The following is a 25,431-nucleotide window of genomic DNA, read 5'->3' on the forward strand; positions in this document are numbered from 1 at the left end:
CGGGCCGGTCGACGGACTGTCCGCTGCGCGCAGGACCGGCGACACGGACGCATCCGGGCACCCGCCCTCATCCGGAAGTGGCGCGAGGTGGCACGATGACGGCCCGCACACCGGAGACCGGCGGTGGTCTATCCCAGGAACGCCGCGGTGGCGGCCACGAACCGGTCGGGATCGTCGAGCCACGGAAAGTGGCCGGCTCCGGGCTGAACGACGAACTCCGCGTTCGGGAAGAGCCCGGCGAATTCGGCCATCGCACGCACAGGAGCACCCAGGTCCACTTCCCCGGCGAGCAGCAGCACCGGCGCCGCGTACCGTGCGAGCGCCACGCGCGTGGCCTCCGGGTCGAAAGCTCCTTCGGCGCCGAAGACGGCCGCGGCTTCCGCGTTCGTCTGCTTCTCCTCCGCGGCCTGATGGGCTCGGGACGCCTCGTCCCACCGTCCGTAGAAGAAGGGCGCGACGGCCTGCCAGCGGTCGTCCGTCGCCTGACCGGCGATGATCGCCTCCAGGGCTTCGAACGCCGGCCCGAACCACGGCTGGTCCTGCCTGAGCCGCGCGGTCTCGCGGCGGACGTCTCCGGTGATCGCGACGCCGACGGCCCGGGTACTCGGTGTGATCAATGCGAGCCTGCCGACGCGCTCCGGCTGGCGGCCGACGTACAACGCCGCCAGATTCGCACCTGCGGAGTGCCCGATCAGATCCATGGTTTCGAGCCCGAGGTGCTCACGCAGGGCGTCCACGTCATCGACGAGCCGGTCGCAACGGTAGGAGGCGGCCTCCTGCGGGATCGCGGACTCGCCGGTGCCCCGGAGGTCCAACATGACCAACTGCCGGTGCGCGGAGAGGCCGCCGAGTGCCCCGAGGTACTGGGACGCCTGCATGGGCCCCCCGGGCAGGCAGATCGCGGGTGCACCGTGTCCGCGCACGTGGTAAGCGAGTGTGGTGCCGTCATGGGCGGAGAAGGTAGGCATGGCGGGGAGCCTGTCAGCGGCGTTCGTATCGGACAACCAGGTTTCCGCCATGCCCAAAGGGCCCGGACGCGGCAGCCTCCGCGTGCCATGAGCGACCCGGCCCCGCGCCCCCTGGAGCGCCTCCGGCACTCCGCGGAATGAGAGGAGAGCGGCAGGGGGCGAGGAAGTTCCGACGGTTGCGGGTCCTCGTCAGTCCCGCGAGTTGCCGAAGAGGATGCGGTAGCCGACGAGCAGGACGAGGGAGCCGCCGATCGCCGCACCCCATGTGGTCAGGTCGAAGAAGTGGTTCTCCACGGGCCGGTCGAGAAAGCGTGCCGAGAGCCAGCCACCGACGAAGGCGCCCGCGATACCGATGAGGGTGGTCCCGATCAGGCCTCCGGGATCGCGCCCGGGGAGCAGGATCTTGGCGATGACTCCGGCGACGAGCCCGAGGATGATCCAGCCGATGATGCCCATGTTCGTCGTTCCTGTCGTCGGGCCGTGCCCGGGAGAGGCAGTCCCGGGCCGGCATCAGTGCGTTGCTTGGTTGCGCAACTGTACAGATGAGGACGCGGTGCGGGCTGTGCCGGTTGCGCGATGAACGACCTTGCGCCAGGACTCTCAAGTCGCGTCCGGAAGGCCGGAGTTCCCTCGGGTCGTCGGCGGTGCGGGACGGCGAACCGGACCATCGGCGCCGACGGCCGGCCTCGCCCGGGGGCTCCCGAGGGCGGCACAGGGCCTTCCGTTGGGATCAGGCGGGATCGGCGAGCGGGGCCCGGTGCCGTGGCTCGCGAGACGGAGGGTCGTCCTCGTGCCGGGCGTACGCGGACGACTCCGGCGACGCGGTGGGCGTGCGTGCCGGGCGTCGCACGGCAGACGGCAGTTTGAAGACACCGCCTAGACTGGGGAGGTTCACAAGCGACCCTGCGGAGATGGGAGTGACTGGCGGTGGCGACAGGCGTCGACAGCTTCGAGGACCCGTCCGCCGAGGTACTCGCGGAGGCGGCCGCGGCGTTCGGGCTGCTGGCGTCCTCGGCACGCCTGCACATCATGTGGGCACTGGCCCAGGGCGAGAGCGATGTGACCGGACTCGCGGAGCGGGTGGGTGGCGCGCTGCCCGCCGTCAGCCAGCACCTGACGAAGCTGAAGCTCGCGGGACTCGTACGTTCGCGTCGCGAGGGCCGGCGGATGGTCTATTTCGTGGACGACCCGGACATCGTGACCGTGGTCCGGCTGATGGTCCGTCAATTGGCCGCACGGGCCGACATCGTGTCCCAGCCGGTGCGTGGGCGTCGCGGGATCGGCGCCTGAGGAATCCGAGACCGGGGGCCCGTCGACCCGGTGCCGCACCCGTCTCCGACCGCCCCGGTCCACGGCGGAGCGCGCCGGTCGGCGCAGGCCGCGGGACCCGACTTCGCTTCAGGCGCTGTCGTACCTCGGACACCGGCGCGCGTCCGCTGACGAGTGTGCGATCCGATGCGCGCCCGATCGGGTTCGTCGCGTACGCGCGGCCCGCCGGACGGACCGTGGCACGGCCCCCCGCTCCCGCCGGGCGGTGCTCTTGCCCGTTGCATGAATGACTTGCGCGGGACGCACCGACACCGGAAACCCACCGCACTCCCCCGGTGCATGGCACTGCGCCGACCTCCGCTGCGCCGAAATCGGCTGGACTCCGTAGGCTGGCTGTCGGGAATACAGGTGGCGCACGGGAGAGGCAGCGAACGGTGACGGACTCCAGGGCGCGTCGGCGATGGCTCGGGATGCTGGTACTGGTGCTCGCGGCGTGGGTCCTGGTGCGCTGCGGTCATGCGTCCCGGCCCGCGGACGGCCCGCGAACCACCCCGGCCGGCGGGTCACCGGCCTCGGCCGCCGCTGCCTCACCGAGCACTCCGGCACCTGTCGGGAGCGGCGGCCCGGACGCGCCGTTGCCCGGGTCCTACGATCCGGCGTTCTACGCACCGCAGGTACGCACCCACGCGACCCGGGCGGGCGTCGATCCGAAGCTGTTGATGGCGATCCTCTACAACGAGTCGTACAAACCGCATGACCCGGAGGTGGAGCGGGCCTGGCAGCGTTACAAGCCGGATGCCTCCTTCGGCATCGCGAACATGCACCGTACGGCCTTCGACGAGACCAAGCGGCGACATGGTTTCGCGAATCGCCGGTGGGAGGAACTGCCTGACGACCGGGACCTGGCGATCGAGGCGGCCGCCTGGCATCTGCACGACCTGGCCGCGCAGTTGCCTGCCCATCCGTCGGGGACGTACACGAAGGACGAACTTCTGGCGCTGGGATACAACACCGGGTCGGGCAACATGCTGGCGTTCGCCCGCGGCGCCCACCCGGGCAGTCAGGCGCAGTCCTACCTGGACCGGCTGCACGCCAACTGGGGCAGGAGCGGAAAGTCCGTATCCGCGCAGCCGTAGGAAAGGTCCTGCGGATCACGCGGCGAGAGCGAGGACGCGCATACGGGCGACGGTTCGATGTCGAGGTCCTCTTTCCGGAACCGGCCGCGTTGCGGGGCACGACCACCCGGCTGCACCCGAGGCCGGGCGGCCCTGACGTGTCGACGAGTTCCGCGGGCGGGCCGATGCCGTGGCCGACGGAGGAGGAGCGGATGCTCGACGACGAGCTGGACCGCCGGTACCGGATCCCTGGCATCTTCGAGACCGACCCGCTGCCGCCGATCGGTCTCGCCCGGTTGACCAGGGCGCCGGGATTCAGCTCCGGGCGAGGAAGGCCTCTTGAAGAAGTTCGCCGAACCGGGCGGGGTGCGTGGTCAGGCCGATGTGCCCGCCGGGGAAGTGCTGGAGTTCCGTGCCGAGACGCTGGGCCAGGAATGCGGCAGCACGGTAAGGCAGCTCACCCCGCGAGTCCTGGCCGCAGGCGAGCACGAGCCGGTCCGACAGTGTCTGCAGCCGGTGGATGTCGGGGGCGTAGGACATGAAGCCGGGCACGATGCGCTCGACGAAGTACGGCAGGTCGGCCATCGTCTGCTCGGCCCGCGCGGCTGCTTGTGGCGGAAGCTTGATCTCGGCCTTCGGCTCGGCGGGGTCGTCCTCCTTCTTCAGACCCGCGGCGAACGCGGCCATCGCCGGCACGAGCCCCTGAGTGTGGAAAGTCGCCTGCACGCGCGCGATGAGCGCGCGGTGTTCGGCGACATCCGGCAGGACCTCCACCACCGGCGGCTCGTGCACCACGACGCGTTCGAGGCGTCGGGGATGGGTGGCGAGCAGGTGCAGGGCGACGATCGCGCCCGAACTGGCGCCGAACACCCGGGCGGGCTCACCGTGCGACAGCAGTTCCAGCATGCGGAACGCGTCGTCGGCGTGCTCGGCCACTCGCTGCTCGGCCTCGGGGTCGTCCAGGGTGCTGCGGGACATACCGCGTGGGTCGTAGGTCGCGACGGTGTATTCGGCAGCCAGGCCGTCGGCGACGCCGTCGTAGGAGGACGCGCCACCCGTCCCGCCGGGGATCAGCAGCAGGAGCGGGCCCTGGCCGCGCACTTCGTAGTGCAACGTCGCACCGTTCACGCGCAGGCTGCCGATGGTCGGGGCGGTCATGACGGGTCTCCTTCTCGGGACGGGGGCCAGTGCTCCAGGAGGGAGTGCAGGGCGTCGAGGGCGCGGACCCAGGAATGCTGCGGCGAACGCTCGTGCGCGAATCCGCCCGCGGCCTCCAGGGCGACGAACCCGTGGAACGTGCTGCGCAGCAACCGGACCGCGTCGGTCAGGTCGGGCTCGACCAGTCCGTAGCCGCGCAGCACGCCGTAGGTCAGTTCGATCGCGCGTCGCGGTCCGGGCGCTCTCGCGGCCAGCTCGGGGTCGATCTGCACCGGGGTCTGCGTCGCCATGTAGCGGCCCGGATGCTGGTGGGCATACTCCCGCCAGGCGTTCGCAAACGCGACCAGCGCATCCTTGCCCGCCCGCCCGACGGTCGCCTCCGCGATACGGATGGTCTTCTCGTCCGCCGCCAGCAGTGCGATCCGTCCGCGCAAGTCCTCCAGGCTGCGGACGTGCGTGTAGAGGCTCGCGTCCTTCACACCGAGCTGCCGCGCCACCTGCGACATGGTCACCCGGTCGAGCCCGATCTCGTCCGCCAACTCGGCGCCCGCGATTGTCACCCGATCCGCCGTCAGCCCGGCTCGCGCCATTTCACCCTCCCAAGACCCTAGGGCATCTAGGTATAACCTAGAGCCTCTAGGAATACAAGTGAGAGGCGCCTCCACGCAGGCGCGACCTCGATCAATCCCGATGTCACTTCTCACGGCTCGGCCGCTCACACCCGAGCCCGGTACGGAGCTTCCAGGCGATCGCGGCGGCCACGTCACCGATGCCGGAGCGGCGGCACGCCTCGTGGCCACCGCGCGCCGGCCGACGGCACACCGAGTCGACGATCGGACGAGCGAAGCCGATCGGCTCAGATGTGCGACTCGGGAGGGAAGCCGGTCCAGCGCAGCTCGGCGGGCAGATGTCGCATGTCATTGGCGACGCGGACGGAAGCGGGGCGGCCGGGCGCGTAGCGGATGACCGTCAGTGCCGCGTTGCCGTGATCGAGTCCGAGCCAGCGCCACTTCGGCGCGCACATGGCATCCCTGACGAGCCAGGCGACCAGGAAGTTGTGGGTGACGACCAGTTCGTGCCGGTCCAGTTCGCCGTCCACCGGCCGGGTGAACAAGTCCAGCGCCTGGCGGGCCAACTCCGGTCCGCGCTCCCGCTCCTCGATCGTGGCACCGTCGAGGAAGCGGAGAAAGAACTCTGCGGACTCGGCCGGAAGCTCTTCCCTTGCCGGCATGTGGGGGACGTAGTCACCGGCGGCTTCCGTGACGTACAGAGGAACGCTCTCCAGCTGCTCCCCGATCAGGCGTGCGGTCTGCTCCGCCCGGGGCAGCGGGCCGTGATGGACAGCCGCGAGGGGAATGCCCCGGAGGCGCCGACCGAGCAGTACGGCCTGCCGACGGCCGTTCTCCGTCAGCCCGCTCTCGTCCGGCAACGCCTCACCGTGTCTGACGAGGTAGAGGTAGCGGGTGGCCCTGCCGTTCATTCCACGCTCCATTCAATCCACTAGCGATCTCGTCCATCGACGGACGTCGCAGCCTTCACCTCTGGTTCCGTCCACCCCGGTCGCGTGTTTCCGCCCGCCCGGTCCGCCACGACCGGCTCCCGGGAGTGCCGATCGTGATGCTCAGCAGCAGGCTTCGAGCGCGGTGGCCCGGCTTCGCCGTACGCGGCAAGAGCGCGGAACGGCCGACACCGAGGTGCTCGGCGACGGCCGTGACAGGCATGCTCGCGGGCGGGTGGCCCGCTGTGGTTGCCGCTCCCGGACTCCCATCGGGTCGGATACGAGTCACCGATCACACGCGTTGCACGGGCTCGACCACTCGGAAGCGTTCGGCAACGACGAGAGTCTCGTCGTCGATGACGGGGGTACCACCCAAGAACTCGCTCACGCCATCGCTCCGGAAGAACTCTTCGTGGGCCGCCCTCCACTGCGCGACGTCGCAGTAGCCGCGCCCCTCGGCTCGCGCGAAGTCGTCGTCGATCTCCTTCATGGGAACGACGCGTACGTCGATGAGCTCGATCGTGACGGCCGGACGCCCCTGGGAATCGAGCACCGAGAATCGCTGACCGGTCTGCGGTACCGCCTCCCCGGCGTGCTCGAAGATCTCCAAGAGTCCCGTGAGTGCGGTCTTCCGGCCGCTCAGGATCGCCGCTACGCCACGGTCACGTTCCGGACCGGGAAAGGCGAGTTCAAGGCTCGGAAGGTCGTCATGTCCCATCGGGAGATGGTACGAAGCCCGGTCGCGTCGATCAATGGCATCGCCCCGCTCGCCCCGACCTGTCCGCCGACGAGGGACTTGACGTGGGTGGGGATGGTGCGGGTGAAGTGCCCGCGCCGTCCGGCCGGGGCCGAGCCTCGCCCTTGCGGCGACGGTGTTCAGCGACCCGTGCACGCGACGCGCAGGTGGTCGAGCAGTAGCGGCGCGGACTCCCGGGGCCGGTGCCGAGGTAGAAGTTGTGGCAGTTCGAAGCCGCGCATTCGCCCCAGGTGGCGCGGCCGTGCTCGGTGAGGATCTGGGCCAGGGCCAGGGCGCTGGAAGCCAGGAACCAGTCGGCCCAGTCGGCGTCGTGGTGGTCGACGTGCAGGTGCCAGGGGTGGCCGTCGTGCCGGGACAGCCGGGGGGCGGTGGCGCACTCGGCCAGCATCTCGTTGAGGACGACGGCCGCCCGGTCGGTGTCGCTCGCCGCGAGGATGCCGGACATGCGGACCGCGGCGTCCCGCAGCGCCCGGAGGTCCGCGTCGGTCAGTGCTGCTTCGGTCAGGTCCTCCGGGACCTCACCGTGGCGCGCGAGGATCTCCACGGCCACGCTGCGGGGCAGGTCGGCACTGGCCCGTACGGCGTTTGCGATGTCGATCAGGCGCTGGGCGACCGCGAAACCCTGACGGCCCACATCCGCCCTCCTCACATCTGTGCGCCGGGCGGCGATACCCGCTGCGCATTCTTGTGATCTACTGTAACGCCTTTCAAAGGTATCCCGTTACATCTAGGAGACGGCCATGCCGAGGCCCTCAGGGGTTCTGCGATATCTGATGACCGCGTTCTCCGCGCGGACGGCCGACGAGGGCATGGCCGTGGCAGTCGTGACGCTCGCCGCGTCTCGCACCGGCAGTGCGGCGCAAGGAGCGTTCGTGCTGACGGCCTGGATGGCACCGCACGTCCTGGCCGCCCCGCTGACCGGTGCGGTGGCAGCTCGGGCGCGCCGGCCGCGGCTCTTCTACGTCGGCGCGCTCGGCGGCTTCGCCCTGGCGATCTCCGCGCTGGCGATGAGCATCGGACGCGTTCCCCTCCCCGTGGCGCTCGCCGTCGCAGCGGCAGGGGGCTGCTGCGGACCGGCCGTCTCCGGAGGGCTCTCCAGCCTGATCACGCGGCTGCTGCCGGCGGGCGCGGAGCGGGACCGCGCCTACTCGTGGGATGCCGCGATCTACAACGCAGCCGCCGTCGCCGGCCCAGGGGCCACCGGACTGGCCTGCGCAGCGCTTTCCCCGACCACGGCCGCGCTCATGCTGTCGGCAGCCGCGGCCTGTGCCGCGGCACTGATGGCACTGCTCCCGCTGCGCCCCGATACCGCTGCCGCGCGGGTCTCACCGGCTCGCCTTCGCCAAGACCTGGCCGCCGGTGCGAGGACCGTCCGGCGGGAACAGGAACTGCGCGCCGTCACCGCCGCGACGTGTCTGGCCTTCATCGGCATCGGCGCGCTCACCACGACCAGTGTCCTTCTCGCCGAGAGCCTGGGGAGCGCGGGAGCGGGCGGCCTGCTGATGACCGCGTTCGCGGCCGGAGCCCTGGCCGGGACGTTCGGGATCGCCCGCCTGCGACCCGCGGCCTCCCCGCAGCGGCTGGCTCTCGTCGGGCTGCTCGGTACCGGCATGGGGCTGGCCGCTGCCGCTCTCGCCCCCTCGGTGCCCACAGCCGCAGCCTCCTTCACCGTGGCCGGGGCATGCGACGGCCTCGTACTGACAGCGACCCTCCGTATCCGCGCCGACCACTCGCCACCGCGATGGCGGACCCAGGTGTTCACCATCGGCGCCGGGCTGAAGATCTCGGCCGCCGCCCTCGGTTCCGTCCTCGCCGGGCCGGCCACCACCGGCGCCGCGCACTGGTATCTCACCGGTATCGCCGTCCTGCAGGCAGCAGCAGCACTGCTGTACACACTGATCCGGCGCAGCAATCGAGCGGATCCTTTGCCACCGGCCGGAGCGGCGGTGGCCGACGGATGCCCCGGCCCCGGGCAGCCGGGTGACCGTCTTGCGTGATGCGATGTGGGACGGGCCCTGGAAGCGCGAGTTCCTGGGCACGGTCGACGACCTCGGCGCTCCTTCGCCGATGCCACATGACCAGGCCCACGTCGGGAAGTTGGCGTATGGGTCCGCTTCGATGGGCCGGAGTTCGACGGCGACGGCAGCGGCCCCTACCGCCAGGCTCTGATCCGGGGCCGGTACCTGCGCCCGGAACCCGCCTCCGAGGAGTGGCACGCTCGGCACCCGGCCTGCGCTCCACGGCCGACGCTCGCCGACAGCGGGGAGACGCGGGTCACATTCGTTCATGTCACAGGAGGCCGGGCTACCTCGTCTCCGGGGATGAAGCCACGGACGACCACCAAGGAGCACACCATGGACGCGCGACTGAACTACTTTGCCGACCCGATCGCCGGAAAGGCCCTCAAGTACTTCATGTCGGCGGGCAAGGCACTCAAGGATTCCAGGCTGCCGGCCGCGACACAGGAACTGGTGGCGCTGCGTGTGAGCCAGATCAACGGATGCGCCGTGTGCATCGACATGCACACCAAGGAGGCCGCTGCTGCCGGCGAGACCTCGGTGCGGTTGAACCTGGTCGCGGCGTGGCGGGAGGCCACGGTCTTCACCGAGGCCGAGCGTGCCGCGCTGGCGCTGGCGGAAGAGGGAACCCGGGTCGCGGATGCGGCCCGTGGGGTCGGCGACGAGGTGTGGGCGTACGCCGCTGAGCACTACGACGAGGAGCAGCTCACCGCCCTGGTGGTCCTGGTCTCCTTCATGAACTCGGTGAACCGGCTGAACATCATCGCCCAGCAGCCGGCCGGGAACTACCAGGTCGGGCAGTTCCACTGAGAGGTGGAGGGAGATGTCGGGCTGCGGCGGGCTCGGCCCTGCCCGCCGTGCCGGCATCGCGCCGGTCCCGGTGCCGGTACCGCCGGATTCGCGGGCACTGCTCTGCCTGCCTGCGGATGATCAACGGGAGACGCCTGTGCCGACGGGTGCGGCCGGGTGTGAGGCCGTCAAGGGAAAGGGGTTCGACGTGAGCAAGGTCGAGGAGTTCGAGGAGCTGCGACCACTGCTGTTCTCGATCGCCTATCGGATTCTGGGCAGCGTGTCCGAGGCCGAGGACGCGGTGCAGGAAACCTGGCTGCGCTTTGACGGCTCCTCGACCCGGCCCACGTCGACCAAGGCTTTCCTGTCGGCCGCGGTGACACGGATCTCGATCGATGTGCTGCGCTCCGCACGGGTGCGGCGGGAGGAGTACGTGGGCCCGTGGTTTCCCGAGCCGCTGCTGAGCGATCCGTATCAGGATCCGGCCCGGGCGGTGGAGCTGGCCGACTCGGTGTCGATGGCGGCGCTGCTGTTGCTGGAGCGGCTCAGCCCGCTGGAGCGGGCGGTGTTCGTGCTGCGGGAGGTCTTCGCCTTCGGGTTCGACGAGGTCTCCGCGGCAGTGGGGCGTTCGGAGGCGGCCTGCAGGCAGTTGCTGGTGCGGGCACGGCGGCACATGGAGGCCGGGCGGCCACGGTTCGAAGCGGACCGGCAGGAGCGGCACGAGTTGGCTACACGGTTCTTCGACGCGCTGAAGAGCGGCGATGTGGGTGGGCTGCAGAATCTGTTGGCCGCCGACGTGCAACTGGTCGGGGACGGCGGAGGCAAGGCCCCGCAGCTGGCCAAGGCCGTCATGGGCGCGCAAAATGTGGCCCGTGTGCTGGGTACGGTCTTCCCCTTGATGAGCCGCATCGACGTGACGTTCGCGCCGCACGAGGTCAACGGCCGGCCCGGCGCGATCTTCCGCGACCGGGACGGCAAGGTGCTCCACGCCCTGGCCCTCGACGTGCTCGACGGACGGATCCGAACCATCCGCGCGGTGATCAATCCCGACAAGCTCGGCCACATCGGGCCGGTCGCCGATGCCTGGGCCATCGACCGCGAGGTGAAGCAGGCCCGCCGACAGGTGAACTGACCCCGGGAGCGGTGTGGACCGGCTCGTTCACCGGCAGCCCAGGTCAGCGGCCACAGGGGGACAGTTCGCCCGCCGGGGCGAGGGTGCGGCTGTGCGGACGGCACGCCGACGCCCTCGCGGCGCACCCAGGCACCGCCTCGCCGGAGCCGTGGGCACGCGGGCGCAGCCCGCTGATCCGGCCCGATCCAAGCGAAAGACCCTACGTCGCGTCGGCGTCGAACGGCGTCTGGTCGGGCACCGTCCTGCCTCCGTCCTTGCTGAAAGACACAGTGCCCGGCGCCCCGGAGGGCGGGGCGGATCCCGACGGGGAACTCCCCGCGGCCTCGGCATCGGCTGTGTCGCGGATTGCTTCGGCGACCTCCGTCAGTTCCTGCCTGGGGTCGAGAGCGCTGCGGAGCTCGTCGAGTCCGAGGCCGTCGCCGTCGCCGTTCAGGACGTGCTTGCGCACGAGCGTCTTGGGGTGGAGATCCTCGAACTCGAAATCCTTGAACTCCGGACCGAGCTCGGAACGGATCTCCTGCTTCGCGTTCTCGGAGAACTGCCGGAACTTACGGATGAAGCCCGTCACGTTCTGAATGAGCTCCGGCAGCTTGTCCGGGCCGAAGAGAAGAGTGGCAAGACAGACGAGTGTGATCAGTTCCAACGGACCCACATCAGAGAACACCGTGCCGCTCCTTGAGCCGTCCCCGCTCGGACGCTTCGGGCGCCGATCGGCAGGCTGGTCGCATTCCTACAGTTTGAAAGTTGCGGAACACCGCAATTGTCGGCATCGATCCTTTGCCCGACACCCGGCGACCGGCACGTCGCGCGCCGCGAGCCACGTCGGCCCGCAACGCGCGCACGTCACCGGTCACGGGCCAACCACGTCGAGCCGCATCGAGCCGCGTCCCAGCTGAACGCTTGCGCGTTCTGCGCCGACCGATCACGGCGATGGCACCGCTCCGTCGAGGGCTGCGCCTGTCCCCTCGCGCGACCGTGCGGTTGCGTGACTCACCAGTCTCCGCCGCCGAAGTCGCCTCCGCCTTCGAAGCCGCCCCCTCCGAAACCACCCCCGAAATCACCCGGGTCGAAGTCGGCTCCGGTGAACTCCCCGCCGTCGAAGGCGTTTTCGGTGGGCGTGGTGTCGGCGAAGGCAGAGGGTGCGCTGAGCATCGAGCCCAACATCGTGCCCGCGAGCAGACCACCGACGACTCCGCCGACGCCTCCGAAGTAGCCGCCCGCCCAGGGCGCGTAGGCGGGTCCGGCGTTCCAGTAGGGCTGGGGGCCCTGCGCCGTCTGCACCTGACGGGTCATCGGCTCACGACCGGCCGCGAGAAGCCCGGCGTCGGCCTCGCAGACGGGCACGCCGCGCGGCGTGCCACCCGGCGGCGCCCAGAGCGCGTCCACGGCCGACGGACCGTGGCGGGGGTCGAAGAAGCAGGGGGCGCGGCGTTCGGGCACCGGGGTTCCGGCACGGCGCGCCGCGAGGGTGGCGAGCCCGTACCGGCCCTCTTCGAGTGCGGCGGTCACCGGTTGGACGTCCCGCGGCTCGGCGGCCACGGCCATCAACTCCTTGGCCTTGTCGTACATGTCCAGAGCGTGGGAGTAGTCCTGCCGCATCGCGTCGTCGGCGCCGGGCTCCGACGGATGGAAGTCGAGTCGTTCCAGCTCCTGGCCGAAGGCGGTGATGTCCTCGTCGACGACGACCCGAAGGGCCTCCAGTTCGGCGCGCCGACGCTTCTTCTCGGAGCGACGGTAGAGGGCATATGCTCCGCCACCGGCCACCGCGACCGCCCCGAGGGTGAGCAGCACTCCCCCGCCGCCACCCCCGTCATCGTTCCCGGAGTCGCTCCAGGCAGTCGGCGCCTGCCCCTTGGCCTGCTCGGTGGCCTGGTCGACGAAGGAGGTGAGGAGCCCCTCGGGATCACCGGAGTGCGAGCGTTTGACGGCACCGGTGAGATTGGCGACCGCGTTGCGGGACATCACCGAGGAGTCCGCGTTCGCACGGAAGCCGTCGCCGAGGCGGACGGCGTACAGTCCGGCGATGCCGACTCGGGTGCGCAGGTCCCGCATCAGGGTCTCGGGAGGAAACTCGGCGGACTCGGGCAGCACTGCGACGAAGACGGGCTTGTCCGCACCCTCGATCTTCTTCACGAGGTCTTCGGCGCCGGCCTCGGAGAGCTGATCCCGGGCGCGTGGATCAACGTACACGGGGCTCTTCCTCAGACCTTCGGCCACGCCTTCGAGGCCGCTGCTCCCGGCAGCCTGGGCCCGGACGGGCGTGAGCACCGCGCAGGCCGTCAGGGCGAGAACCGCCACGACCAGGACCGGGCCGAGTCGTGACAGCGCTCGACGTACGACAGTCATGGGCAGTTCCTCCTCCGTGCGGCGGATCGCGCACTCACAGTTGCTCAGTTGCGTAATATAGCAACTATTGCGACGCACCCGTCCGACCACGGCGGCTGCGCCAACACGATTTAGGTATTGCGCAATCCGGGAATCATCGTGAGCAACCGCTGAGCGCACTTCACCGACTAAGGAAGACTCGTGGACCGTCCGGATCACCTACGGGCAGAGGACCTGCCCGCATTCGAACGCATCCTGGATCAGGCACTGAACTCCCCCACGATCCAAGAGGAGAGGCGCCGCGCCCCCGGAGCTCTCAACAACGAACAGCTGCGTACCCGAGCGCTCGGCGCGCGCACCGCCATCGCCGCCTCGGCCGCCTCCGAGTACCGCGTCTACCGCCAGGTGCTCGATGTCGCGGCCTCGTCGGACACGACACGTCGTCGCACACGGCGTGAATCCGACGGCGCGGCAGCCACCAGAAGCAGCACTCTGCAAGCAGTGGCCGTGCTGGTACCGGGGCTGTCCGCAACGGCTGCCGCGGTCTTCGGCTTGATCGGCTTCGCCTTTCGGGCAGTTGGCATGCACTCACACCTTGCCGACGTCATGCTCATCGCCGGTCTGGCAGCAGCAGGCGTGGCGGTGGCGACGGTACTCGCCGGTCTCGTCTGGCTCCTGGTGGTCGCGACGCGAAACCGCTCGACGGCCGACGGCACGGACCCCGAGCTGACCCACGCGCGCGACGCGTGGCAGGAGGCACTGCTCGAACGCGGGATTCTTCCCTTTCTGTCCGAGTCGCTCCAGCCCATGTCCCCCGGGGGCGCGGGTCATACGAACCAAACGGCCACATCACGTGCGACGGACGGCGCGAAATTGGTGCCGGAGCCGCGAAGGGGGCCGGGCTTCAGCGCTCCCGACTTTTCGAGCCCCGACTTCTCCGGGCCCGAACTACCCGGTACGGACTGATCAGCGCCGAGCCTCGCACAGCGATCAGCACGGAGGGCGGCGATCGCTGCGGGGCGGACGAGGGACGGCTCGGCGGCTCGGGAGAGGCAGGTCGGACGGGGGTACGGGCAACAAAATCGCAGCGCAGGCGTCGGACGAGGGGGCGGGCCGCGCCGGGGCTCCAGCTGCACGACGCGGCACACGGGATTTGCCGGCGGACCCGCCCCGGTCGTTTCGACGGCCACGGGTTCACCGGCGGGGCCCTGTACCTGCGCACGTCAGCGGCACGGTTCGGCGCCGCCTGCCGGCGCGGGGAACCGAGCCGGTTCATGCCGCCGCACGAGAGCGGTCGTCACGCTCCTTCCTCCCGTCCGCGTCAGGGTGAATGGGCGTTCCCGAACCGGTCAGCGGAAGCCCTGTCCCGGCCCGGCGCGCCGCCACGATCTCCGCCGCGATGGACAGGGCCGTCTCCTCGGGGGTGCGGGCGCCGAGATCGAGGCCGATCGGGGAGCGCAGGCGGCCCAACTCCCCTCTGGTGAGCCCTGCTTCGCGCAGACGACGCTCGCGGTCCTCGTGGGTGCGCCGTGAGCCCATCGCACCGACGTACGCGACCGGCAGCCGCAACGCCGCCTCCAGCAGAGGAACATCGAACTTGGCGTCATGGGTGAGCACGCACAGGACGGTTCGCTCGTCGGTCACGGTGCGCCGGAGGTAGCGATGCGGCCAGTCGACCACGAGGTCGTCGGCCTCCGGGAAGCGGAGGCGGGTGGTGAAGACCGGCCGGGCGTCGCACACGGTGACGTGGTAGCCGAGGAACTTGCCCACTCGTACGAGCGCCGTCGCGAAGTCCACGGCGCCGAAGACGATCATCCGGGGCGGCGGCACCTTCGACTCCACGAACACCGTCACACCGTCCGGGCAACGTGATCCGTCCTCCGCGAGTTCGACGGAGCCGGTACGGCCGGTGTCCAGCATCGCGCGGGCCTCCGCCGCCGCGGTCCGGTCCAGTTCCGGATCTCCGTCGAGACTGCCCTCGTACGATCCGTCGGGGTGGACGAGCAGCGCCCCACCGAGCAGTTCGTCCGGTCCCCGGGCCACCCGGGCGAGCGCCGACGTCTCCCCTCGGGCGGCGGCCGAAACCCCTGCCCGAAGCACCCGAGCGTCCCCTCGCACCGGCGTGACCAGGACGTCGAGGACGCCCCCGCAGGTGAGCCCCACCGCGAAGGCGTCCTCGTCGCCGTATCCGAACCGTTCGCGTACCGTCCGGCCGTCCTGGAGCGCCTGGACGCACAGGTCGTACACCGCCCCTTCCACGCAGCCGCCGGAGACCGATCCGATGGCGGCGCCGTGACCGTCCACGGCCAGGGCCGCACCGGGACCGCGCGGCGCGCTGCCGTCGACGGCCACGACGGTGGCGACGGCGAAGTCCCGGCCCTCCTCGAACCAGCGGTTCAGCTCCTCGGCGATATCAAGCACTCCGGGTTCCGCCCTCCGCCCGGCTCCGGGCTTCGTCCGCCGTGCGACCCGTGACGTCATCCGCCGCCCGCTTCCGGGCTTCGTCCGCCGCGCGCAGGACGCGGTCCGGACGGATCGGCAGGCTCCGGTGGCGTACGCCGGTCGCATGCCACACCGCGTTGGCGACAGCGGCGGCGACGCCCACGATGCCGATCTCGCCGATGCCCTTGATCCCGACCGGGTCGCCCGGAACGGGGTCGTCCACCCAATCCGCCTCGATGAGCGGCACGTCGGCGTGCGAGGCGAGGTGGTAACCGGCGAGGTCGGCGCCGACGAGACCGCCGGAGGCCTCGTCCCTGATCGCCTCCTCGTGGAGGGCCATGGACAGTCCCCAGGTCATCCCGCCGATGAACTGGCTGCGGGCGGTGAGGGGGTTGACGATGGTGCCCGCGGCGAAGATGCCGAGCAGTCGGCGCACGCGTATCTCACCGGTGGTGACGTCGACCGCGACTTCGGCGAACTGTGCTCCGAAGGAGTGCCGTTCCTGCTTCGCGAGGGCGCCGATGGCCTCGGCCGTGTTCGACCGGGCAGTGATCCCCTCGGGCGGAATGCCGCCTCCGAGGGCCAGCCGCTCGCGCAGGTCACCCGCGGCCAGCGTCACCGCCCACGCCCAGGAGCGCGTGCCCATCGAACCCCCGGCGAACATCGCCGGGCCGAGGTCGCTGTCCGCGAGGCGCACACGGACCCGGTCCGGATCCACCTCCAGCGCATCCGCGGCGACCAGGGTGATCGCGGTCCGTGCCCCGGTCCCGATGTCCGCCGCGTTGATCCGTACGGTGAAGGTTCCGTCCGCCTCCGCGGTCACCGCGGCCGTGGACGGTCCGGCTCCGGAGGGATAGGAGGCCGCTGCCGTCCCGGTCCCGAGCAGCCAACGCCCCTCACGGCGAAGGCCGGGACGCGGGTCACGATCCGCCCAGCCGAACCTGCGGGCACCCTCCTCGAAGCAGGCGAGCACATTGCGGCTGCTGAACGGCAACCCCGACACGGGGCCCGTCCCGGGTTCATTGCGTGCGCGCAGTGCGATCGGATCCACGCCGCACTTCTCGGCCAGTTCGTCGAGGGCCGATTCGAGGGCGAAGGAACCCGGCGCCTCGCCCGGAGCGCGCATCCAGGACGGGACCGGCACGTCGAGCCGCACCAGCCGGTGAAGCGTGTGATGCGCGTCGGCGTCGTACATCACGCGTCCCAGCACGGCGCTCGACTCGACGAATTCGTGCACGGTCGACGTGAGACTCTGCGCCTGGTGATCGAACGCGCGCAGCCCTCCGTCCACGTCGGCGCCGAGCCGGATCCGCTGCGCCGTGGGACTGCGGTAGCCGACGAGAGAGGGCATCTGGCGACGAGTCAGAACCACACGAACCGGTCGCCCGAGCACGGTGGCGGCCATCACGGCAGCCACTTGATGGGGGCTCAGCCCCTTCGATCCGAACCCGCCGCCGACATGCTCGGACCGCACCCGTATGGAGGCCGGGTCGAGGGAGAACAGCTGCGCGAGTTCGCTCGCCACCCAGGTGCTGCCCTGGTTGGAGTCGACGACGTCGAGCCGGCCGCCGTCCCAGCGAGCCGTCGCCGCGTGCGGCTCCATCGGGTGGTGGTGCTCCTCCGGAGTGGTGTACTCCTCGTCCACGACGAAGTCGGAGGCGTCGAGCTGGGCTTCGAGGTCACCCTTCTCCGTCTCCGCCTGGACCATCGGGGTGTCCTGCGGTGTGTACGTACCCGAGCGTCCGGCGAAGAACGCGACATCGTGCGGTTCCTCGTCGTATCGGACCACCAGCGCCTCGGCCGCCTCCCTGGCCTGCTCGGACGTCTCGGCCACGACCAACGCCACCGGCCAGCCCACGAAGGGCACACGATCGTGCTGGAAGATCCCGAGGACCGGGCTCGGCCGGCCCACCATCCCCACGTAGTCGGTTTCGACGCGCGGGGCGTTCCCGTGGTGCAGCACGGTGAGGACACCGGGCATGGCCAGGACGGGTGCGTCCTCCACCGATCGGATACGGCCGCGGGCCACGGTCGACAGCACCAGCCACCCGTGGGCGAGATCGGCGAAGGGAATCTCTCCGGCGTACCGGGCCGCCCCGGTGACCTTGTCGCGGCCCTCCACGCGGGCATGGGCGGAGCCCACGGCTCCCGTCACGCCGACGCTTCCGGTCGTCGTGGTCATCGGGCGGCCTCCTCGGCGAGTTCGGTCAGTACGGCCACGACGAGATTGCGCATCAAGATCACCTTGTATCCGTTCTCGGGAAGCGCCTCGGCGGCCGCCAGTTCGGCATCCGCGGCGGCTGCGAACGCCTCCGCGCCCACCGGACCGCCCAGCAGCGCCCGCTCGGCCGCACGGGCCCGCCAGGGCCGGGACGCGACCGCCCCGAAGGCGAGGCGCACATCACGTACGGCATCGTCCCGGACGTCCAGCGCGGCGGCGATCGAGCCGATCGCGAACGCGTACGAGGCGCGCTCGCGCACCTTCCGGTACCGCGAGCGGGCGGCGGCCGGGGACGGCGGCAGCGTGACGCCGGTGATCAGCGCGCCAGGCGGAAGAGCGGTCTCGATGTGCGGGGTGTCGCCCACGGGCGGATAGAGCTCGGTGATCGGCAGCTCGCCGGTACCGTCCGCCGTTTCGTACGAGACGACGGCGTCGAACGCGGCCAGCGCGACCGCCATGTCCGAGGGGTGGGTGGCGACACAGTGCTCGGAGGCACCGAGGATCGCGTGATTGTGGTGCTCGCCCGCAATGGCAGGACAACCGCTGCCGGGAACACGTCTGTTGCACGGCTTGCCGAGGTCGGTGAAGTAGCCGCAGCGGGTCCGCTGGAGCAGATTTCCACCGACCGTGGCCACGTTGCGCAGCTGCCCCGAGGCTCCTGCCAGGACCGCCTGCGCCAACGCCGGGTAGTGACGCCGCACTTCGGGATGCGCGGCCAGATCCGCGTTGGTGACGGTCGCACCGATGCGCAGCGCACCGCCCCGAACGAACTCGATGCCATCCAGTGGGAGTTCGCGTACGTCGATGAGCAGCGCCGGCCTCTCCACGCCGGCCTTCATCAGGTCGATGAGATTGGTACCGCCGCCGAGGAACCGGGCGTCGGGGTCGGCACCGATCAGGGCGACCGCTCCGGCGATGTCGTGGACGCGTTCGTATCCGAACTCCCTCATGCCGCCTCCTCCTTGCCGTCGGCCGCCTCCGCCGCCCGTGCCACCGCCTGCACGATCGCCACATAGGCGCCGCAACGGCACAGGTTTCCGCTCATCCGCTCACGGATCTCTTCGGCGGTGAGCGCGGGAACCCCCGCTTCGGGCCGGACGTCGGCGGTCACGGCGCTCGGCCAGCCCGCCGCGTGTTCCTCGATCACCGCGAGGGCCGAACAGATCTGCCCCGGTGTGCAGTATCCGCACTGATAGCCGTCGAGGTCGAGAAAGGCCTGCTGCACCGGATGCAGTCGTTCGCCATCGGCCACACCTTCGATGGTGGTGATCGCGCGCCCCTCGGCCGCGACCGCGAGCTGAAGGCACGAGACGGCCCGCCGCCCGTCGAGCAGCACCGTGCAGGCACCGCATTGGCCCTGGTCGCAGCCCTTCTTGGTACCCGTCAGATCGAGATGCTCGCGCAGCGCGTCGAGCAGGGTGGTGCGATGGTCGACGGACAGCGTGCACTTCTCGCCATTGATGTTCAAAGTAATGGTGCTGGACGTCGATGGGACCATGATCAGCCTTCTTTCGCGTTGCTGATGCGCGTCGAACGGGATGATCCCGGCGGGCGGTCCGGGAGGAAGGAGGTGATGTGGGCTGATGAATCGGCGACGATGATGGGCGCCGATCGGCCACATGGCCGGATCTGCCACTATGGTGGACCCAAGCGGACAACTGTCCGCTTACTCCTGAACTTAGCGGACGGTTGTCCGGTCAGCAAGGCCGGACCTGACCGTGATTCCGGAAGGAGGGCGAGTGCCGGAGGAGAAGAGCGTCACTCTGCGCTCGGACGCGCAACGGAATCGCGAGCGCATCCTGGAAGTCGCACTGGCCGAACTGACGGAGGCCGCGGACGCCCCGCTGAGCACGATCGCGAGGAAGGCGGGCGTCGGGCAGGGGACGTTCTACCGCAACTTCCCCAACCGTGAGGCGCTCGTGCTGGAGGTCTATCGCTACGAGATGCAGCAAGTCTCCGACAACGCAGCCCAGTTGCTCCGCACCCGCACCCCCGACCAGGCCCTCAGGGAGTGGATGGACCGCCTGGCTCAGTACGCCATGGCCAAGGCCGGCCTGGCCGACGCGCTGCGCAGGACCACCAGCCGGTACGGCAGCCTGGCCCAAGTGGGACACGGCCCGGTGACCCGTGCTGTCACGCTCCTGCTGAACGCGAACGAGGAGGCCGGCACCATCCGCCCGGGACTGACCCCCGACGACTTCCTGCTCGCCATCGCCGGGCTCTGGCAGATCGACCCGCACGGCGACTGGCAGCCACGCGCGACGCGCCTGCTGGACCTCGTGATGGACGGACTGCGGGCAGGAGCGCCAGGAACGCCCCGGACTGCGACGGCCGAGTCCGAGGCACCCCGGTCCGAGGCACCCGAGCCGGAGAACGGCCGGACCTGAGGCGGGCCGACCTTGGCCGAAGGCGCGGGCCCGAGCCGGGTGGAACCCGGGCGGGCCCGCGCGGCCCAGGAAGCACCGAGGGCCCGGCCCGCCTGCCGGGACAGGTCCCGGCTCCGGACCGGCCGTCCTCGTCCCGCTGGGTGGGCCGCTTCCGCCCAGGGCCTCCTCGCTCAACCCACCGCCACCGGCGACGACCCGCCCGCCACTGCCACGCGGGGCGTCCCCGTACCGTCCGCGGGGACGGTCCAGACGTCGCTCGCCCGGCCGGCCCCGCCCGGCAGTGCGTAGGCGACCGTGCCGTCGTCCAGCCAGGCTGCCTGGTCGTCGACGCTGCGTCTCTCGGCGAGCGGTGTCTCCCGCATGGTCCGCAGGTCGAGGACGTACAGCCGCCAGGGCGCGGCCGGATCGTCGGAAACCTTCTTCTTGAAGGCGATCCGGGTGTTGTCGGGCGACAGGGAGGGACACTCGACGTTCTGCCGCAGAGCTTTCGCCGACCAGTCACTCATGTTCCCCTCGACGAGGTAGGTACGCCCCTTGGTGGAGACGGTCGCGTAGAAGCGGCTGTCGTCACGAGCGAAGGTCACCCCCCAGTAGTTGACGTCCGGGGCGTGGTAGCGCGCACCGTCGATGGTGAGGGGGATGTCCTCCATGGACTTGATGAGGTAGCCGGTGCGCAGGTCCAGAACGGCGGTCCGGGTGGAGAAGGCGGTGGTGGCGTACGAGTCACCGGTGGCGAACACCGTCCAGGACAGCATCCGTCCGGAGGCGGAGACGCGGGCGCGAGTGGGCACGCCCGGCATGGTGACCCGTCGCTTCTCGCGCAGTCTGCCGTCGAGAACGATCGCATATGTCTTCGGCAGCACCCCGGGCTCGGCACGCAGGCAGAGTCCGGTGTCACCGGCGGCGTAGAACCTGTCGCAGACGGGTCCGCCAGTGGTGCGGGTGTCCGGGCCGCGGGCTCCGGGAGCGTCGGCGAGCGGCTGATGCGCGACACGTCCCGTGGCCGTGTCACGGAAGTACAGCGCGGGTCCGCCGAGTGTGAACGACGCGTCGGCGACGCCGCGTCGCCCGTCCGACCGGTGCTTCGCGTGCAGGGTGTACCCGACGGAGCCGCCGGCGAGGAGCAGCACCGCGGCCACCACCACAGCGATACGGGTCCGGCGGCGCAGCGGGGTCGCGGGGCTCGGGAATCCGGCACTCATGTGGTCCGCCTCTCGGGGATCCGGGCTCCCGGCTCCTTGGTGGCCGGGGTGCCGGAGGGGGTGCGGGGCAGCAGCGCCCAGCCGCCCGCGAGCGCGGCGAGCAGGGCCGATATCGCCGCCCACAGTGCGGGACGCGGCCCCCACACCGTCCACGCGGCTCCGAAACCCGCTGCGGCGAGCATCCGGGCCAGCGCCTGGCCGGTCTGGAGCAGGGCGAGTCCGCCTGCCCTTCCGTCCACGGGCAGCGCAGGTCCGGCGAGGGCCATCAGCACCCCGTCGGTGGCGGCGTAGAAGACGCCGAGCAGCACGAGGACGGGAACGAGGAGAAGCGGGGTCGTGCCGCCGCTCGTGGTGACGAGCGCGGCGTACACGCCGAGCAGCGCGACGTGTCCGTACAGGAACGGCAATCGGCGGCCGACCCGGTCCGCGATCCGGCCCGCCGGGACCGCGAGCAGCAGGTAGCACGCCGCCGCACCGAGCGGCAGCAGCGGGAACCAGCCGATGGGGAGGTCGAGACGGCGCTGGAGCAGGAGGTAGACGAAGGCGTCACCGACGGTGGCGGCGCCGAGCAGGGCGGCGGCTCCGAGGATCCGCCGGAAGGCGGAGTCGCGCAGCGCTCCGAATGCCTTGCTCTTCCGGGGAGTCGGCGTCGGCGGCGGTGCCGGGCAGTGCCCGGGGACGTACAGGACGAGGAGCAGTACGCCGAGCAGGCCGATGCAGAAGCTGACGACGAACACCGCGTCGTAGGCGTCGGCGGTCACCCAGAGCAGGGCGAACGCGGCGAGCGGGCCGAGCAGGGCACCTGTGGTGTCCATCGCGCGGTGCACGCCGAAGGATCGACCGAGCGCCTCGGGTCGGCTGCTCAGGGTGATCAGCGCGTCCCGGGGGGCCGTACGAATGCCCTTGCCGATGCGGTCGGCGGCGAGGGCAGCCGCGATCCCCGCGGTGGCGCCGCCCGCGAGCAGCAGGCCGAGCCGGGAGCAGGCGGAGAGCGCGTAGCCGGCCCCGGCGACCCCTTTGTGGCGTCGGCCGCGGTCGGCGGCGTGCCCGCCGAGCAGTCGCACGACGGCGGCGGCGCCGTTGAACAAGCCGTCCAGGACGCCGAATTGGAGAGGTGAGAGACCGAGTCCGAGGACGAGGTAGAGCGGCAGCACCGCCGTGACCATCTCGGAGGAGATGTCGGTGACGAGGCTGACCGTGCCGAGTGCCAGGACGGTGCCGGGGACGCGTCGGCCCGCTCCGCCGGTGCGGGGCGGGGCCGGCGCGTCCCGGCGGCCTGTGGTCGCCAGATACATCAGTGGCAGGTGTACTTCGGGCTGGTGTCCTTGGCCTTGCCGTCGGTGCCGACGTAGCTCCAGCCGTAGCCGGAGTCCGTGAAGTCCAGCTTCAGGACGCCGTATTCACCGCTGATCCGCTTCTGGCTGTTGGGCTGGACGTTCTCGATGGGGTACGGCTCGGCGCCGCCCATGCCGCCGACGATCTCGGTGATTCCGTCGGCGGTGGCCTTCCCGTCGGGGTTCTGTGGCGCGAACCGCTCGTAGTGGTGGTCGTGCCCGTTGAGCACGAGGTCGGCCCTGGCTCCGTACAGGATCTTCCAGACCGGCCTGCTGACCGGGTCGTTGCCGTGCCCGCCCGAGGAGTACAGCGGGTGGTGCCAGTAGGCGGCGATGCACGCCTTGTCGTTCTTGGCGAGGTCGGCCTTGAGCCAGTCGATCTGGGCACTCTGGTCGAATGAGTTGGAGTCGAGGGCGATGAAGTGCCAGTTGCCCTCGTCGAAGCTGTAGTAGCTCTTGCCCTGGGGATACGCGATGGCCCCGTAGTAGGCCTTGTAACCGGCCAGTGACCCGGCCGGATCGTATGTCTCGTGGTTGCCCGGTACCGGATGCGTCTTGTTCTTGAACGCGCCCCACGTCTTGTCGTAGTAGGCCCGGTAGTCGGCGATCCGTGCGTCGTCGTACTGGTTGTCGCCCATCGTCAGATAGAACTTCGGATCGAGCTTCTGGGCCAATGCGGCGGTCTTGGGGTGGGCGCAGGCGCTGTCGGAGGCGGTGCACTGGGCAGCGATGTCACCGGCGGCGACCACGGTGAAGGCGCCGGTCTGCGGAGGTGTGCCACCGAGCGTGCCGTACACCTCGACCTCATGCAGCGAGTAGCCGTAGGCGGTTCCGCGCGCGGTGCCGTACACGCGCAGGTATCGGCCCTTGCCGGAGAGGGACGACCAGTCGTCGGTGCCGCCGTCCCCGGCCGTCTCGTCGGCGAGCCGGGTCCAGGTGGTGCCGTCGGCGGAGATCTCGATCCGGTACGCCTTGGCGTACGCGGCCTCCCAGCTCAGCGCCACCCGCGTGACGTCGGCGGTGGTACCGAGATCGACACGTATCCACTGCGGGTCCTTGCCCTCGGCGCTCGCCCAGCGGGTGGCCGGGTCACCGTCGAAGGCGTTCTGCGGGCCGAGACCGGAATCTTCGCTGGAGGACGCGGTGGCGGGCTTGCCACGCGAGATGAGTGGGTCGGCGGCGGCACCGGCCCGGTCGGGGTCGACGAGCAACAGGGTGCCGACGAGGAGGAGTACGGCGGCCGCGATCGTGCCCACCGTACGGCGCCGTTTGAGCATGAGGAGCGGAGCTGAGCCGATCAGTTGCATCCCTGGACTCCTGGCCTTGGGGGGTGGCGAGAGCTGGGCTTCAGTACGTGACCTCGCGTCCTTGCCCGCGTTCGGGCAGGGCGCGGCATCGTGACGGCCGGGCCAGAGCTCTCACTGAGCGCGTCATGCCCACGGGGGGGGCGGGCACCGCGCCAGGCCGCCATCCGGGATGCTAGCGAACAGTAAACTTTCCTACCAGTCCCCCAACTCCCTTTGCTGCAACTGTCGTTCGGCGTTCCGCCGCGGCGTCGTTTCGGTACTCGCGGCACGGCCGGAACGCGGCAGAGGCAGCGAACGCGGTCGGCGGCCGGGCCCGGCGCGCAGCGGTCCGCGCCGGCACCACGACTCACGAACTCGCAGACGGGTTGGGGGCCATGCTCGGTCCCCCGGGCCGACCGTTCGACGTGGGCGGGCGCCCCGAAGGGAGCGGCTGATCAGGCCGGGGTGGTGTCCGTACCGGATGCGGGGTGCTCGCCATCGCCGAGTTCGCGGGCGAGGCGGCGCAGGACGGGCCCGTACTCGGAATGGGCCAGAGCGAAGGCCATCTGGGCGACGAGGTAGTCCGCCGGGTTGCCGGTGTCGTACCAGCGGCCGGAGATGACCTGCCCGTACACCGCGCGGCCGGCGGCGTAGGCGTTGATGGCGTCGGTCAGGTAGACCTCGCCGTCGCGGTGCTCGTGCCAGCGCCTGGTCTGCTCGCGCAGTTCCTCGATGATGCCGGGGGTGATGACATAGCCGCCGATGGCCGCGTACGCCGAGGGGGCGTCGGCGGGCTCGGGCTTTTCGACCAGGCCGATGATGCGCAGCAGGCCGTCGCCCAGGTTCTCCTTGACCACCGGCACCCCGTAACGCTGGGAGTCGCCCGGGTCCATCGGCATGAGCGCCAGCACCGGGCAGTGGGTCGCCTCGTACGCGCGGATCAGCTGCTGGGCGCGGGGCACCTCGGCCACGAACACGTCGTCCGGCCAGAGCACCAGCATCGGCTCGTCGCCGAGGTTCCTGGCAGCGTTGAGCACCGGTGTGCCGTTGCCGTACGGGCCGTGCTGGTCGAGGTAGGTGATGTGGCCCTGACGGGCCAGTTCGGCGACCTCCTCCACGGCGTCCGCGTACGCGGTCTTTCCGTCGGCACGCAGCTGCTCGACCAGGGCGGGGTTGGGCCGGAAGTGGTCCTGGATCAGGGACTTGCCACCGGAGACGACGATGGTGATGTCCGTGATGCCGGACGCCACCAGTTCGCGCACGGTGTGCTCGACCACCGGCTTGTCGCCGACCGGCAGCATTTCCTTGGGGGTGGCCTTGGTCAAGGGCAGCAGGCGGGAGCCGAGTCCGGCGGCGGGGATGACCGCCCTGCGGATCGTCGGGGGCATCAGGTCTCTCTCGGTCGAACGGCACTCCGCGCCGGACGGCGCGGCATCCCCCGACGCTACCAACGCCCCGGCCCACGACCGGGCGTCACTCACTCATCCGGACCGATCCGGCGGTCAACGGCACAGCGAGAGGCCGGTGTGC

24 protein-coding genes are annotated in these 25,431 nt (G+C 70.7%); 7 read left to right on the forward strand and 17 right to left on the reverse strand.

Features of this window, described 5'->3' with window-relative positions; genetic code table 11:
* Window positions 1-128: 128 nt before the first annotated feature.
* Complete coding sequence (locus ACIOHC_RS18325) at window positions 129-968, reverse strand: alpha/beta hydrolase (protein WP_351074013.1); 840 nt, start codon at window positions 966-968, stop codon at window positions 129-131.
* Between the two features lie 189 nt (window positions 969-1,157).
* Complete coding sequence (locus tag ACIOHC_RS18330) at window positions 1,158-1,424, reverse strand: GlsB/YeaQ/YmgE family stress response membrane protein (RefSeq protein WP_351074014.1); 267 nt, start codon at window positions 1,422-1,424, stop codon at window positions 1,158-1,160.
* A 471-nt stretch (window positions 1,425-1,895) separates the two neighbouring features.
* Here ACIOHC_RS18330 and ACIOHC_RS18335 point away from each other — a divergent pair, with 471 nt between their 5' ends.
* Window positions 1,896-2,258 carry an ArsR/SmtB family transcription factor gene (locus tag ACIOHC_RS18335; RefSeq protein ID WP_401843202.1) on the forward strand — a complete coding sequence of 121 codons (363 nt, stop codon included), beginning with the start codon at window positions 1,896-1,898 and terminating at the stop codon, window positions 2,256-2,258.
* A gap of 413 nt (window positions 2,259-2,671) precedes the next feature.
* On the forward strand, window positions 2,672-3,373 hold the full coding sequence (locus ACIOHC_RS18340; protein WP_401843204.1) for a transglycosylase SLT domain-containing protein: 702 nt from the start codon (window positions 2,672-2,674) through the stop codon (window positions 3,371-3,373).
* Between the two features lie 294 nt (window positions 3,374-3,667).
* On the opposite strand, the gene ACIOHC_RS18345 is transcribed toward ACIOHC_RS18340, so the two are convergent.
* The 5 genes from ACIOHC_RS18345 to ACIOHC_RS18365 form a co-directional block, all read right to left on the reverse strand.
* Window positions 3,668-4,510 (reverse strand): alpha/beta fold hydrolase, encoded by an 843-nt coding sequence (locus ACIOHC_RS18345; protein WP_401843206.1) that lies wholly within the window; start codon window positions 4,508-4,510, stop codon window positions 3,668-3,670.
* Window positions 4,507-5,100 carry a TetR/AcrR family transcriptional regulator gene (locus tag ACIOHC_RS18350; protein WP_401843207.1) on the reverse strand — a complete coding sequence of 198 codons (594 nt, stop codon included), beginning with the start codon at window positions 5,098-5,100 and terminating at the stop codon, window positions 4,507-4,509. The genes ACIOHC_RS18345 and ACIOHC_RS18350 overlap by 4 nt, the downstream gene beginning before the upstream one ends.
* A gap of 266 nt (window positions 5,101-5,366) precedes the next feature.
* On the reverse strand, window positions 5,367-5,990 hold the full coding sequence (locus ACIOHC_RS18355) for a histidine phosphatase family protein (protein ID WP_351074019.1): 624 nt from the start codon (window positions 5,988-5,990) through the stop codon (window positions 5,367-5,369).
* A 310-nt stretch (window positions 5,991-6,300) separates the two neighbouring features.
* On the reverse strand, window positions 6,301-6,726 hold the full coding sequence (locus ACIOHC_RS18360; RefSeq protein ID WP_401843209.1) for an ASCH domain-containing protein: 426 nt from the start codon (window positions 6,724-6,726) through the stop codon (window positions 6,301-6,303).
* Window positions 6,727-6,757: 31 nt separating this feature from the next.
* Window positions 6,758-7,414, reverse strand: coding sequence for a CGNR zinc finger domain-containing protein (locus tag ACIOHC_RS18365; protein WP_389636752.1), 657 nt, complete (start codon window positions 7,412-7,414; stop codon window positions 6,758-6,760).
* A 91-nt stretch (window positions 7,415-7,505) separates the two neighbouring features.
* Between ACIOHC_RS18365 and ACIOHC_RS18370 the strand changes: the two genes are divergently transcribed.
* From ACIOHC_RS18370 to ACIOHC_RS18380, 3 genes are all read left to right on the forward strand, one after another.
* Entirely contained in the window at window positions 7,506-8,762 is a 1,257-nt protein-coding gene (locus tag ACIOHC_RS18370) for an MFS transporter (protein WP_351074022.1), read from the forward strand.
* Window positions 8,763-9,119: 357 nt separating this feature from the next.
* Window positions 9,120-9,593, forward strand: coding sequence for a carboxymuconolactone decarboxylase family protein (locus ACIOHC_RS18375; RefSeq protein WP_389636751.1), 474 nt, complete (start codon window positions 9,120-9,122; stop codon window positions 9,591-9,593).
* Between the two features lie 187 nt (window positions 9,594-9,780).
* Window positions 9,781-10,704 carry an RNA polymerase sigma-70 factor gene (locus ACIOHC_RS18380; RefSeq protein WP_351074024.1) on the forward strand — a complete coding sequence of 308 codons (924 nt, stop codon included), beginning with the start codon at window positions 9,781-9,783 and terminating at the stop codon, window positions 10,702-10,704.
* A 199-nt stretch (window positions 10,705-10,903) separates the two neighbouring features.
* Here the strand turns inward: ACIOHC_RS18380 and ACIOHC_RS18385 are convergent, their stop codons facing one another.
* Both ACIOHC_RS18385 and ACIOHC_RS18390 read right to left on the reverse strand, forming a co-directional pair.
* A complete protein-coding gene (locus ACIOHC_RS18385; protein ID WP_351074025.1) occupies window positions 10,904-11,368 on the reverse strand; it encodes a sec-independent translocase in 465 nt (154 codons plus the stop codon).
* A gap of 326 nt (window positions 11,369-11,694) precedes the next feature.
* Window positions 11,695-13,050 carry a hypothetical protein gene (locus ACIOHC_RS18390; RefSeq protein WP_351074026.1) on the reverse strand — a complete coding sequence of 452 codons (1,356 nt, stop codon included), beginning with the start codon at window positions 13,048-13,050 and terminating at the stop codon, window positions 11,695-11,697.
* Window positions 13,051-13,230: 180 nt separating this feature from the next.
* On the opposite strand from ACIOHC_RS18390, the gene ACIOHC_RS18395 reads away from it, so the two are divergent.
* Complete coding sequence (locus ACIOHC_RS18395) at window positions 13,231-13,995, forward strand: hypothetical protein (protein ID WP_351074027.1); 765 nt, start codon at window positions 13,231-13,233, stop codon at window positions 13,993-13,995.
* A gap of 306 nt (window positions 13,996-14,301) precedes the next feature.
* On the opposite strand, the gene ACIOHC_RS18400 is transcribed toward ACIOHC_RS18395, so the two are convergent.
* The 4 genes from ACIOHC_RS18400 to ACIOHC_RS18415 are packed head-to-tail and all read right to left on the reverse strand — an operon-like array spanning window position 14,302 to window position 19,190.
* A complete protein-coding gene (locus ACIOHC_RS18400; RefSeq protein ID WP_365689013.1) occupies window positions 14,302-15,450 on the reverse strand; it encodes an XdhC/CoxI family protein in 1,149 nt (382 codons plus the stop codon).
* The gene (locus ACIOHC_RS18405) at window positions 15,443-17,653 is read right to left on the reverse strand and encodes a xanthine dehydrogenase family protein molybdopterin-binding subunit (protein ID WP_351074029.1); all 2,211 of its coding nucleotides are present in this window, start codon (window positions 17,651-17,653) and stop codon (window positions 15,443-15,445) included. The genes ACIOHC_RS18400 and ACIOHC_RS18405 overlap by 8 nt, the downstream gene beginning before the upstream one ends.
* On the reverse strand, window positions 17,650-18,642 hold the full coding sequence (locus ACIOHC_RS18410; RefSeq protein WP_351074030.1) for a xanthine dehydrogenase family protein subunit M: 993 nt from the start codon (window positions 18,640-18,642) through the stop codon (window positions 17,650-17,652). Before ACIOHC_RS18410 ends, ACIOHC_RS18405 begins: the two co-directional genes overlap by 4 nt.
* Complete coding sequence (locus ACIOHC_RS18415; protein WP_351074069.1) at window positions 18,639-19,190, reverse strand: 2Fe-2S iron-sulfur cluster-binding protein; 552 nt, start codon at window positions 19,188-19,190, stop codon at window positions 18,639-18,641. Before ACIOHC_RS18415 ends, ACIOHC_RS18410 begins: the two co-directional genes overlap by 4 nt.
* A gap of 241 nt (window positions 19,191-19,431) precedes the next feature.
* Between ACIOHC_RS18415 and ACIOHC_RS18420 the strand changes: the two genes are divergently transcribed.
* Window positions 19,432-20,079 carry a TetR/AcrR family transcriptional regulator gene (locus tag ACIOHC_RS18420; protein WP_351074031.1) on the forward strand — a complete coding sequence of 216 codons (648 nt, stop codon included), beginning with the start codon at window positions 19,432-19,434 and terminating at the stop codon, window positions 20,077-20,079.
* A 170-nt stretch (window positions 20,080-20,249) separates the two neighbouring features.
* Here the strand turns inward: ACIOHC_RS18420 and ACIOHC_RS18425 are convergent, their stop codons facing one another.
* From ACIOHC_RS18425 to ACIOHC_RS18440, 4 genes are all read right to left on the reverse strand, one after another.
* Window positions 20,250-21,281, reverse strand: a complete 1,032-nt coding sequence (locus ACIOHC_RS18425) for a hypothetical protein (RefSeq protein WP_351074032.1) — start codon at window positions 21,279-21,281, stop codon at window positions 20,250-20,252.
* Entirely contained in the window at window positions 21,278-22,576 is a 1,299-nt protein-coding gene (locus ACIOHC_RS18430; RefSeq protein ID WP_351074033.1) for an MFS transporter, read from the reverse strand. Before ACIOHC_RS18430 ends, ACIOHC_RS18425 begins: the two co-directional genes overlap by 4 nt.
* Complete coding sequence (locus ACIOHC_RS18435; protein ID WP_351074034.1) at window positions 22,576-23,922, reverse strand: discoidin domain-containing protein; 1,347 nt, start codon at window positions 23,920-23,922, stop codon at window positions 22,576-22,578. The genes ACIOHC_RS18430 and ACIOHC_RS18435 overlap by 1 nt, the downstream gene beginning before the upstream one ends.
* 434 nt (window positions 23,923-24,356) lie before the next feature.
* Window positions 24,357-25,289: a UTP--glucose-1-phosphate uridylyltransferase gene (locus ACIOHC_RS18440; protein WP_351074035.1), complete on the reverse strand. Its 933-nt coding sequence runs from the start codon at window positions 25,287-25,289 to the stop codon at window positions 24,357-24,359.
* Between the last annotated feature and the right edge of the window lie 142 nt (window positions 25,290-25,431).

Source organism: Streptomyces sp. NPDC088252 (assembly GCF_044740965.1).
GTDB lineage: Bacteria > Actinomycetota > Actinomycetes > Streptomycetales > Streptomycetaceae > Streptomyces.